This window comes from Quatrionicoccus australiensis, assembly GCF_020510425.1.
Lineage (GTDB): Bacteria > Pseudomonadota > Gammaproteobacteria > Burkholderiales > Rhodocyclaceae > Azonexus > Azonexus australiensis_A.
Map to the genome: position 1 here is coordinate 328,264 of NZ_JAHBAH010000001.1, position 11,788 is coordinate 340,051.

Annotated in this window: 6 protein-coding genes; 4 read left to right on the plus strand and 2 right to left on the minus strand. The window is 60.7% G+C overall.

Annotated elements, in window-relative coordinates; translation table 11 throughout:
• Positions 1-309 precede the first annotated feature (309 nt).
• The 4 genes from KIG99_RS01690 (at position 310) to ppc (ending at position 8,365) form a co-directional block, all read left to right on the plus strand.
• Positions 310-3,081 carry an FAD-binding and (Fe-S)-binding domain-containing protein gene (locus KIG99_RS01690; protein ID WP_226458496.1) on the plus strand — a complete coding sequence of 924 codons (2,772 nt, stop codon included), beginning with the start codon at positions 310-312 and terminating at the stop codon, positions 3,079-3,081.
• 137 nt (positions 3,082-3,218) lie between these two features.
• Positions 3,219-5,039, plus strand: coding sequence for an L-lactate permease (locus KIG99_RS01695; protein WP_319002351.1), 1,821 nt, complete (start codon positions 3,219-3,221; stop codon positions 5,037-5,039).
• Between the two features lie 116 nt (positions 5,040-5,155).
• Entirely contained in the window at positions 5,156-5,602 is a 447-nt protein-coding gene (locus tag KIG99_RS01700; protein ID WP_226458497.1) for a universal stress protein, read from the plus strand.
• Positions 5,603-8,365, plus strand: coding sequence for a phosphoenolpyruvate carboxylase (gene ppc, locus KIG99_RS01705; RefSeq protein WP_226458498.1), 2,763 nt, complete (start codon positions 5,603-5,605; stop codon positions 8,363-8,365).
• A 185-nt stretch (positions 8,366-8,550) separates the two neighbouring features.
• Here the strand turns inward: ppc and KIG99_RS01710 are convergent, their stop codons facing one another.
• A complete protein-coding gene (locus KIG99_RS01710) occupies positions 8,551-9,732 on the minus strand; it encodes a carbohydrate-binding protein (RefSeq protein ID WP_226458499.1) in 1,182 nt (393 codons plus the stop codon).
• Between the two features lie 133 nt (positions 9,733-9,865).
• Positions 9,866-11,779, minus strand: coding sequence for a hypothetical protein (locus tag KIG99_RS01715; protein ID WP_226458500.1), 1,914 nt, complete (start codon positions 11,777-11,779; stop codon positions 9,866-9,868).
• Between the last annotated feature and the right edge of the window lie 9 nt (positions 11,780-11,788).

Genomic DNA, 11,788 nt, shown 5'->3' on the forward strand with positions numbered 1-11,788 from the left:
TCTGAGCCGCAGGCGAGTTTAGCAAGCCGCCCGGCTAGCCGAGTAGCGCAAGGGACCCGCGCAGCGGGCGCCGACCCGGGGGTCGCCTTTTCTTTGGCTACTTTCTTTTGGCGAAGCAAAAGAAAGTACGCCCGCCCGCAAGGCGGAACCCCAACGTAAAACAAGCACAACACTCACCGTAGCCGAGACTAAAGCAGGTAAAGGACCACAATCATCCTTTAGCCACCCCGCCGACACGGAACCAAAACACCAAACAAGCACCACACCCATCACCACCCACGCCAAAAACAAACACCCGAGACAAACCAAATGAGCGCCCTAATCCAGCACCTCCGCCAACACCTCCCAGATCACCAGATCATCGTCGACGATCTGCGTCGCCTCGCCTACGGCACCGACGCCAGTTTCTACCGCCTGATCCCGCAGGTGATCACGCTGATCGAATCGGAAAACGACGTGCGCACGGTGTTGACCGCTGGCCGGCTGCACGCCACGCCGGTGACTTTCCGCGCGGCCGGGACCAGCCTGTCCGGACAGGCGATCAGCAGCGGCATCCTGGCGCTGATCGGCGAGGGCTTTACCGGTTGCGAGATCAGTGCCGATGCCGGCAAGGTCAAGGTCGGGCCGGGCATTGTCGGGGGTGAGGTGAATCGGCGCCTGGCGCCGCTCGGCAAGAAGATCGGGCCGGATCCGGCGTCGATCGGGGCGGCCAAGATCGGTGGCATTGCCGCCAACAACGCTTCCGGCATGTGCTGCGGCACGGCCCAGAACAGTTACCGGACGCTGGCCGGCCTGCGCGTCGTGCTCGCCGATGGCAGCGTGCTCGACACCGAAGACCCGCTCAGCGTCAATGCCTTCTCGCAAAGCCATGCCGTGCTGCTCGGCGAACTCGAGCGACTGGGCAGCGATACGCGCAACAACCCGAAACTCGCCGAGCGCATCCGCCACAAGTTCAAGATCAAGAACACCACCGGCTACAGCCTCAATGCGCTGGTCGATTATGAAGACCCGATCGACATCCTGAGCCACCTGATGATCGGCTCGGAAGGGACGCTCGGCTTCATTTCCAGCATCACCTACCTGACCGTCGTCGAGGACCCGTGCAAAGCTTCCGCGCTGGTTTTCTTCCCCGACATCCGCACCGCCTGCGAAGCGGTGATCCGCCTCAAGCCGCAGCCGGTCGCCGCGGTCGAACTGCTCGACCGGCCCGCCCTGCATTCGGTCGAGAACAAGCCCGGCCTGCCGGCGGTGATGCGCGAACTGGGCGAGGATGCGGCCGCATTGCTGATCGAAGTGCGCGCCGCAACGGTCGACGCGCTGCAGGAGAAGATTTCCGCCGTGCATACCGCCATCGCGGGCGTCGCCACGGTCGAACCGATGGTCTTCTCGACCGATCCGGCGACCTGCGAGATGTACTGGAAAGTGCGCAAGGGCACTTTCCCCTCGGTCGGCGCCATGCGCCGCACCGGCACCACCGTGCTGATCGAGGACGTCGCCTTCCCGATCGAGTCGCTGGCCGACGCCACGCTCGACCTGCAAGGCCTGCTGCGCCAGCACGGCTACCACGAGGCGATCATTTTCGGGCACGCGCTGGAGGGCAACCTGCATTTCGTGTTCACGCAGGATTTTGGCGATCCGGCCGAGGTCGACCGCTACGCCCGCTTCATGGACGACGTCTGCCAGTTGGTGGTCGGCAAGTACGACGGCTCGCTCAAGGCCGAACACGGCACCGGCCGCAACATGGCACCCTTCGTCGAACTGGAATGGGGCAAGGACGCCGCCGAGCTGATGCGCCGCATCAAGAACCTGTTCGACCCGGAAAACCTGCTCAACCCCGGCGTCATCATCAATGACGATCCGCAGGCCCACCTCGCCAACCTGAAGCCGATGCCGGCCGCCGAGGACATCGTCGACCGCTGCATCGAATGCGGCTTCTGCGAACCGCTCTGCCCCTCGCACCGACTGACGCTCAGCCCGCGCCAGCGCATCGTCAGCGTGCGTGAACTGGCCCGCCGCGAAGCCCAGGGCCTGCCCGCCGGCAGCATCGGCGAGGACTATGCCTACATGGGCCTCGACACCTGCGCCGGTTGCGGCCTGTGCTCGACCGCCTGCCCGGTCGGCATCGACACCGGCGACCTGACCCGCCGCCTGCGCGGCCGCAAGATGGGCGAAACCGCCCGTACGGTCAACGCCTGGACGGGCGAACATTTCGGCGCGCTCGCCAGCGCCTCGCGCCTCGGCCTGAAAGTCGGCCATGCCGTTTCCGGCGTGCTCGGCGACAACTTCCTCGCCCGCATCTCCGGTGGCGCCTGGAAGAAGGACATGCCGCACGCCGGCAAGGCACCGGTTGCACGCCAGACCCAGGGCGACCCGGTAGTCTATTTCCCGACTTGCGGCGGCCGCATCTTCGGGCCGGCCGATAGTGGCGAGAAGCAACTCGGCGATGTCATCATCGAACTGCTCGAACGAGCCGGCTACCGCGCTATCCTGCCCGCCGGTTTCGACAATCTGTGCTGCGGCCAGATGCTGGCGAGCAAGGGCATGGCAGAAGAAGCCGACGCCATGGCGAACCGCCTCGAAGCTGCGCTGATGCAAGCCTCGGAAAACGGCAAGTACCCGGTAATCATGGATGCCAGCGCCTGCTCCGCCCGCATGTACAAGCATCTGGCCGGCAAGCTCAAGCTCTATGACTTCCATGAGTTCGCCCATGACGCGCTGTTGCCGCGCCTGCTGATCACCCGTCAGCCCGGCCCGGTGGCGCTGCACGTCAATTGCAGCGTCAAACGGACCGGTGCCGAGGCCAAGCTGCGCACCCTGCTCAAGGCCTGCGTCGAGGAAGTCATCGAGCCGGCCGGCGTCACCTGCTGCGGCTTTGGCGGCGACCGCGGCTTCGCCGTGCCGGAACTGAACCAGCACGCCTTGCGCCACATCCATACTGAACTGCCAGCCAACTGCGCCTGCGGCGTATCGACCAACCGCACCTGCGAAATCGGCCTGACCGCCGAAACCGGCCTGAGCTACCGCTCGGTCGCCTACCTGCTTGAAGCCTGTTCACGCAAGGAGGGCTCCATGACCTGTTGAGGAGGGGGAGACAAAAAAAACCGGCCCGGAGGTGCGAACTCCGGCCCGGCACAAGAAATTTACTACTACGGTAACCGCCGATGATCTGGAAATCGGCCGGCGGCGACCAACTCGTTATAGTTATAAGGACTCATTGTATGACTTGGCAAATGAATGTCGATCCATTCGACAATATCGCCCTGTCCGCGTTCGTCGCGGCCATCCCCATTCTTTTCCTGTTCTGGGCGCTCGCCATCAAGCACATGAAGGGGCACTTCGCCGCACTGGGCGGCACCTCGCTCGCGCTGCTGATCGCCATCTTCGTCTATGGCATGCCGGTTGACCTGGCCGCCCTGGCAACGCTCTACGGCGGCGCCTTCGGCCTCTTCCCGGTGTGCTGGATCGTCATCACCGCGCTGTTCATCTACAACATGTCGGTCAAGACCGGCCAGTTCGAGGTGATCAAGAACTCGCTCGCCTCGATCTCCGATGACCGCCGCCTGCAGGCCCTGCTGATCGCCTTCTCGTTCGGCGCCTTCATCGAGGGCGCCGCCGGTTTCGGCACGCCGGTCGCGATCACCGCGGCAATGCTGGCCGGGTTGGGTTTCAACCCGCTCTACGCGGCCTCGATCTGCCTGCTTGCCAATACCGCTCCGGTTGCCTGGGGCGCCATCGGCATCCCCATCGTCGTCGGCGGCCAGGTTGCCGGCATCCCCGACCTCGCGCTGAGCCAGATGGTCGGCCGCACGTTGCCGCTGATCAGCTTCTTCGTACCGCTCTATCTGGTCGTGCTGATGGCCGGCTGGAAAAAGGGTCTGGAAGTCTGGCCGGCCTGCTTTGTCAGTGGCGGCTCCTTCGCCCTGGCCCAGTTCCTGTCGTCGAATTCCCCGCTGACCGCACCGCTATTGCCCGACCTGATCGCCTCGATCGCGTCCATCATCTGCACCGTGCTTTTCCTCAAGGTCTGGCACCCGAAGGAAAGCTGGCACTTCGACCATGAGCCGAAGCGCGAAGGCAAGGCCAAGCTCTTGTACTCCGGCGGCCAGATCTTCCGGGCCTGGGCACCGTTCATCATCCTGTCGCTGTTCGTCTGCGCCTGGGGCATCAAGCCGGTTAACCAGGCACTCGACCAGATCACCAAACAGGTGTTCGACTTTGCCTTCCCGATTGCCGGCCTCGACAAGCTGGTCATCGACCAGGCCGGCAAGGCCAAGCCCGCCGTGTTCAAGTTCAATGTCCTGAGCGCTGCCGGCACCGCCATCCTGTTCGCCTGGTTCTTCTCCATTATCGTCATGGGCGCCTCGCTCAAGACCGCCGGCGGCGTCGCCCGCGACACCTTGAAGACCCTGCAGTGGCCGATCATCACGATCTCGACCATTCTCGGCTTCGCCTACATCATGAACTTCTCGGGCATGGCGATCACCCTGGGCTACGCGGTTGCCACGACCGGTGTCGCCTTCCCCTTCTTTGCCGCTTTGCTGGGCTGGCTGGGCGTATTCATGACCGGCTCCGACACCTCGACCAACGCGCTGTTCGGCAAGCTGCAGGCTGTCACCGCCGAGAAACTCGGCATCGACCCGGTCATCGCCATGTCGGCCAATACCTGTGGCGGCGTTTGCGGCAAGATGATCTCGCCGCAATCGATCTCGGTCGCCACCGGCGCGACCGGCATGGTCGGCCGCGAATCGGAAATCTTCCGCTTCACCTTCAAGCATTCGCTGATCATGGCAATGCTGGTCGGCGTGCTGCACCTGCTGTGGGCCTACGTCTTCCCGGGCATTGTGCCGAGCTACGTCAAACCGGTTGCCGCGGCTGCCGCTGCGGTCGCCAATGCCGCCCAGGCTGCGATCAACCCGGACGGCCTGATGTGGCTGGGCATTTTCGTTGCCATCATCAGCGCAGTGACCTTCGTATCGCGCCGCATCGGTGCCGATCTCGAAGCACCGGTCGAAGGCCGCGACGAGGTTCATTTCCACTGACCCCATCCTGTCGGACCGCCAGGCGGCGGTTCGGCGGATACCACAGGTTTTCCCTAACAGATAAAAGCCGGACGAGTTGCTAAGGTACCGTCATTCACGAATTCAAGGAGAACACGATGTACAAGAAAATCATGGTTGCCATCGACGATAGCGAAACTTCCCGCTGTGCACTGGCCGAAGCCCTGCACCTGGCCCGCACCAGCGACGCCAAGCTCTACATCACGCACGTCGCCGACGAGACGCTGATGGGCATGCACGGTCGCACCTTCTCGACCTCGCTGAACATCGACAACGCCATCAAGGCGATTGCCGATGCCGGCCAGAAGCTGCTCGACGAGGCGATCAAGGATGCCGAAGGCGTCGACGCCGAAACCCTGCTCCTCGAAGCGCGCAACCGTCGCGTTTCGGAAACCCTGGCCGACAAGGCCAGGGAAGTCGGCGCCGACCTGATCGTGATCGGCCGCCATGGCCAGCGCGGCATCGCCACGCTCATCCTCGGCTCGGTGGCCGAACAACTGGCCAAGATCGCCGACGCCTCCGTCCTCCTCGTCAGAAAGCACTAAATGCAAGCCAGCGCACCCGACAGCAACAAGGACGAACCCCTGCGTACCGACATTCGCCTGCTTGGCCGCATCCTTGGCGACACGGTGCGCGAGCAGGAAGGCGATGCCGTTTTCGCCACGGTCGAGCAGGTTCGCCAGACAGCGGTGCGCTTTGCCCGCGACGGCGACCCGGCCGCCCGTGCCGGGCTGGCCACCCTGCTCGACCAACTGCCGCGCGACACGACGCAGGCCGTCGTCCGCGCCTTTTCCTACTTCCTGCAACTGGCCAATATCGCCGAGGACGAGCACCACATCCGTCGGCGTCGCGCCTACGACCTGGCCGGCTCGCCGCCGCGCGAAGGCAGCCTGGTTTTTGCCCTTGACGCACTGTCGACCGCCCAGGTATCACCGGAAGCCATCGCCGACTTCTTCGCGCATGCCGTGGTCGCCCCTGTGCTCACCGCGCATCCGACCGAAGTGCAGCGCCAGAGCCTGATCCGCAATCACCGCGACCTCGCCCGCCTGCTCGACCAGCGCGAACGCCTGCAGATGACGCCGGAAGAAGAAGCCGAAAACGACCTGGCGCTGGCCAACTCGGTCCTCACCCTGTGGCAGTCACGGATGCTGCGCCCGGTCCGCCTCAAGGTGCTCGACGAGGTCAAGAACGGCATCACCTACTTCAAGGAAACCTTCTTCACCGAACTGCCGCGCCTCTACATCCAGGCGACGCAGCAACTGCAGAAGCGCTACCCGGAAAAGAACTGGGCGCTGCCGCCCTTCTTCCGCGTCGGCTCCTGGATCGGCGGCGACCGCGACGGCAATCCCTTCGTCACCGCCGAGATCCTGCGCGAGGCGCTGCGCCTGCAGTCGGCGGCCGCGCTCAATCATTACCTCGAAGAAATCCACGAGCTGGGCGGCGAACTGCCGCTCTCCGACCTGCTGGTCAAGGTGACGCCGGAACTGGTGGCGCTCGCCGAGCATTCCACCGATCACTCGCCGCAACGCGCCGACGAACCTTACCGCCGCGCCCTCTCCGGAATTTATGCCCGGCTCGCCGCCACTGCCCGCGTGCTTGACCAGGTCGAACCGGTCCGCCATGAAATCGGCAACGCCAGCGCCTATGCCACGCCGGAAGCCCTGCGCGCCGATCTCAAGATCCTGACCAATTCGCTCAAGCTGAATGGCAGCGCCAGCCTGGCCGGCGGCCGCCTGCGCCGGCTGTTGCGCGCTGTGCAGGTGTTCGGCTTCCACCTGGCACCGATCGACCTGCGCCAGAATTCCGAAGTGCACGCGCGCAGCGTCGCCGAACTGCTTGCCGGTGCCGGCCGCTGCCCGGATTACGAGGCGCTGACCGAGGTCGACCGGATCAAGCTGCTGGTCGAGGAAATCAGCACGCCGCGTCCGCTCTACTCGCCTTACCTGAACTACTCGGAAGAAACGCAGGGCGAGCTGGCGATCTTCTTTGCCGCCCGCGAGCTGCGCGAGAAATACGGCGCCGCCACCCTGCCCAATTTCATCATCTCGAAGACCGACGGCGTCTCCGACCTGCTCGAACTCGCCCTGCTCCTCAAGGAATCCGGCCTGCTGCTGCCCGGCAACACGGCGCGCCTCGACGTCAATATCATCCCGCTCTTCGAAACCATCGAGGACTTGCAGAAGAGCGCCGCGACCATGGACGGCATCTTCGCCATCCCGGCCTACCGCGCCCTGATCGCCGGCCGCGGCGACGAGCATGAAGTCATGCTCGGCTACTCCGACTCTAACAAGGACGGCGGCTTCCTGACTTCGGGCTGGGAGTTGTACAAGGCCGAAATCGAACTGGCCCGCGTCTTCGGCCAGCACGGCGTACGCCTGCGCCTGTTCCACGGGCGCGGCGGCTCGGTCGGCCGCGGTGGCGGCCCGTCCTACCATGCCATCCTCGCCCAGCCGGCCGGCGCCGTGTCCGGCCAGATCCGCCTGACCGAACAGGGCGAAGTCATTTCGACCAAGTACGGCAACCCGGACAATGGCCGGCGCAATCTCGAAGTACTGCTCGCCGCAACCCTGGAAGCCAGCCTGACCGACCACGAAAACCAGGTCGAGCCGGCGCAGCAGTTCCATGCCGTCATGGACGAACTGTCGCGGCGCGCCTTCAACGCCTATCGCGGCCTGGTCTATGAAACACCGGGCTTCACGACCTATTTCCGGCAATCGACCGTGGTTTCCGAAATCGCCCTGCTCAATATCGGCAGCCGCCCGGCGTCGCGCAAGGCGTCCGAGCGTATCGAGGACCTGCGCGCCATTCCCTGGGTGTTCAGCTGGGCGCAATGCCGCCTGATGCTGCCGGGCTGGTACGGCTTCGGCTCAGCGGTCGACGGCTACCTGGCGGCCAATTCCGACGGCCTGACCACACTGCGCCGCATGCTGAAATCCTGGCCCTTCTTCAAGAGCCTGCTCTCCAACATGGACATGGTGCTGGCCAAGAGCGATCTCGCGATTGCCTCGCGCTATGCCGAACTGGTCAGCGATGCCGGCTTGCGCGAACGCATCTTCGGCCAGATCTGCCAGGAATGGGAACTAACGAAAAAGCACCTGCTGGCCATTCTCGAACAGGACGATTTCCTGGGCGACAACCCGCAACTGAAACGCTCGCTGCAACTGCGCTCGCCCTACATGGATCCGCTCAACCACCTCCAGGTCGAACTGCTCAAGCGCCACCGCGCCGGCGAGACGGACGAGCGCGTCGCACGCGGCATCCATCTGTCGATCAACGGCGTCGCTTCCGGTTTGCGCAACAGCGGGTAAAATCGGGAGATGCCCATCACACTCAAACGCACCGTATGATGCGCTTTTTCGACTGAGAACCTTGCGCTGCAATTGTTTTGGCCTAGTTGCAGGCCAATAACTATCTACAAAATATGCAATATCAATGCCCGAAGACCCGCGCAGGAACTATGGCGTTCTGATTTTGTAGATCAACAGCAAAAGAATCATTTCCACTTTATTGACACCGTTCCAGCAGAAAATGAACCGCCTCCCGCAAGGCTAACCCTAACTCTTGACAAGATACTTGAAACATCAACGCTGCCAACGCCAACCTGCATCAGCGTGTTCGAAACACCAGTTGACTTCATAATCCATTTGTTAGTTGTTCCGATTTTTGATAGGGTGATGGAACCAGTATAGCCAACAGAACTAGCTGCAAACGTAACCGGAAACCCAGTTGTAAGAGAGGAATCGCCGGATGGGCGCTCAAGGCAATATCCAGAATATCCGGTTGTTATATATGACGCTGATCCAACCTGAACAACAATTCTTCCTGACGACGATGGCGTAACGGATACGCAAAGAATTTCAATTTCTGTTGCCGTTTCAGGAATTGATGAATTGCCAAACTCAGTCTGAGAGGCAATGCTGCCAACTGACTCCCCTTGTGAGTACCAGATGTGATCAGGGGTAAGCGCCTCGATTGCTTGCTTTACGCGCAAAGGAGACATGGCACGGTTATCCGTTTCGGTTCCGGCTTCCATCTCTGCTTGAGTTGCCTCGACAGCAAGGTATGCAAGCGAGTTCTCTACCTGCGTTGCGTATTGCAGGGTGAGGTTCTTTGATGCAATCGCGGCGGAAGCAGACGACGCAGAAGCGGTCGCGCTGGTTGCCGAGTTGGTTGCACTGGTTGCCGCAGCGGAAGCGCTTGACGCAGCAGCATTAGCACTAGACAGAGCAGCGGCAGCACTTGCAGCGGCATTTGCAGCAGCGTCAGACACATCCGAACCAATCGTGAAACCGAAACGCGACCAATACTGCGGGTCAAACGTTGCTCCGGAGGTGTGCGCCTGAATGCAAACATAGTTGCTGTTTTCATCAGAAGCCAAATCCTTGACTTGGTAAGCTGTGCTTGCTGCCCATACTCCATCACCGACAATGCGGAAACCGCCCATCAAATTCAATATTTCCGGAGATAGCGCATTGACACCAACTGCCAAATCTTTTAGCTTTCCGTCATCACGTTGGATTTTTTGCAGGTTGTCCAACGTCTGATCTAGCGTTGTTTCGATGTTTGCAAACTCAGCATCGAGCGCAGCGGTATTGACGGTTGATCGGCCAGAAGCGTTATTAGCCTCTTGCTGGCTGAAATCAGTCGTCTGTGTGTATGGCGTAGGTTGTGACATTAAGGAACCTCACTTGAATCTGATGATTGCTGCATTTCTAAAGCCGTTTGTGCTGCTCATATTCGGCGTGCTTGGCGTTCTTCTTGTCTCATTCCTTGAGCGGAAGATGCCTGAATCAAAACTTAAACGGGTGTTACTGTATCCCGTATGGAAGCGCAAAGGCTGAACCAAGCACTCCTGGCGAAACGCTCATGCCGTAGTTCAGCTTATCAACGCCTCCCTTGCCGATTGCGTTCTGCAATGCCTGGCCCAATCTCCCTGGTTTCACAGAGTTTTCCATGACCGTAGCTGCTGCCTGCGGGTCAAGCAGGATGTCAGCCATTCGGCTTTTCATTGCGTCATCTGAGCCTTGATAAATCTTGTTGGAAATAGCCTTTGCGGCCCCCATCAGCTTTGATCCTGCGCCAAGCGTCAAGATGTTACCGAGTGCGCCGACAGCAGGCGGCATGCCTGACTGCGCGGCAAGGTTGTCCATTGCGAAGTTCTGGAACGTGTTTGACCCTGCACCTCGCCCCATATCAGCAGCAGCGGCAGAGCGCGACAGATCAGCACCGATTCCGTTTAGCGTAGCCATCTGCTCAGGCGCCATGACGTCCTCAAGGTTGCGCTTTATGCCTCCTGTTGCGTTCTTTACAAGGTTTCCGCGAACGTCGTTTAAGGCATTGGCAAACGAACTTCCAGCCTGTCGGAACTGCGCTCCGCTTGGGTGATAGCTAACAAGCGCCGGCTCCAATTTGTTGAGCAGTTCTTGCCCGATTTGCATCTGCGAAATTGGCACAGTTCCTTCTGCCCATGATTGGCGAGCTTGTCCATATTCCGGAATGGCGTTATCTGCCCAATTAACCAAGTCTTGCTTGACGCCAAGCCCTGCGCTCTTTGCATTATTCCCAATCGCAGCAGTTGGATTAGTATTCACAACATCGTCAATTGCTTTCTTGATGAGGTCGATTCCACGCCCGGTAAATTGTGCATTCTGTGCAGCAGTTGTCTGCATAACTGGACGGCCGGTTGCCAGATCAATCCTGCCAGTTGCAACCGAAGATTCAGGAATGTCCGAGCCGAACTTAATAGGCCGGTTCGTCATGCGAGCAATTTCTTGTGCCTGAGCAATCGTTCCGTTAGGAAGACGAGACATGATTTCACGTAGTTGCTCATCCGACGTTACAACAGCACTGTCAGCAGCCTTATAAAGCGGATCAGTAGCAGACTTACGCGCAGAAATAGCCGCCTGCATGGCCTGTTCATCGCCAGCAATGCCGCGCAAAGCTTCTACACGGGCCGCGTTGTTGCTCATGCCTCTATGCGCATATGCGTCAGGATTTGCGGCACTCATGGCGCGTTGTAGCGCTGCGATGCCGCCAGAATCCGCAACCTCGGCAGCAGTCGGCACAGAACCCGGCACTAGCTCAGTTGCTCCACGGAGTCGCGAAATAACATCATCCGCATTGTTCCCGGCGGCACGTCGAAGAACCTCACCAACAATCTTTTCCTGACCAGATTTAGTCAAAGGCATAGCCGCTGCGTTTGCAATCCTTCCAGCGCCTGAAATCACCTTCCCTGCGCCAATGCCTGCGCCGCCACCTAGGCCGCTAAATGATGCGGCTTGCGCACGTTCTCCAAGCGTTCCTGGGGTCAGTGCAGCACCGGCCAAAGCATTAATCAGCGTTGCCCCAGTAACTGTGTTCGCTCCGGGAATTGCGGCGGTAGGCGCAAGCAATGCGACATTCCCGAAAATATTACCTGCTGTTCCTGCGCCTGTATTCATCAGAGGCGCATCGAGACGGCGAGATTCTTCAATGTCTTTTTGATCGACAAGGCCAATCATTTGACCAAGACCACGGCCGGCGTCTGTGATTGATTTTCCAGCGCCAGCGGCAAACCTTTCAAACGTGTTCATGTCGCTAGTCGGATTCATCGCAGGGTCTGCTTTTGCAGCAGGAGCGGCCATTTGCTGGCGAATCTGACGGGCAAATGCTTGCGCAGCGACAATATCGCCCGCACGATCAGCATTAACCAAGGCGCGTTTAAGTCGTTCAAGGTCGGCCATTTTATTTGC

Bases quoted from the DNA above. Each gene is read 5' to 3' on its own strand.
- KIG99_RS01690 (WP_226458496.1), top strand. From the start codon at position 310: ATGAGCGCCCTAATCCAGCACCTCCGCCAACACCTCCCAGATCACCAG.
- KIG99_RS01695 (WP_319002351.1), top strand. From the start codon at position 3,219: ATGACTTGGCAAATGAATGTCGATCCATTCGACAATATCGCCCTGTCC.
- KIG99_RS01700 (WP_226458497.1), top strand. From the start codon at position 5,156: ATGTACAAGAAAATCATGGTTGCCATCGACGATAGCGAAACTTCCCGC.
- ppc (WP_226458498.1), top strand. From the start codon at position 5,603: ATGCAAGCCAGCGCACCCGACAGCAACAAGGACGAACCCCTGCGTACC.
- KIG99_RS01710 (WP_226458499.1), bottom strand. From the start codon at position 9,732: ATGTCACAACCTACGCCATACACACAGACGACTGATTTCAGCCAGCAA.
- KIG99_RS01715 (WP_226458500.1), bottom strand. From the start codon at position 11,779: ATGGCCGACCTTGAACGACTTAAACGCGCCTTGGTTAATGCTGATCGT.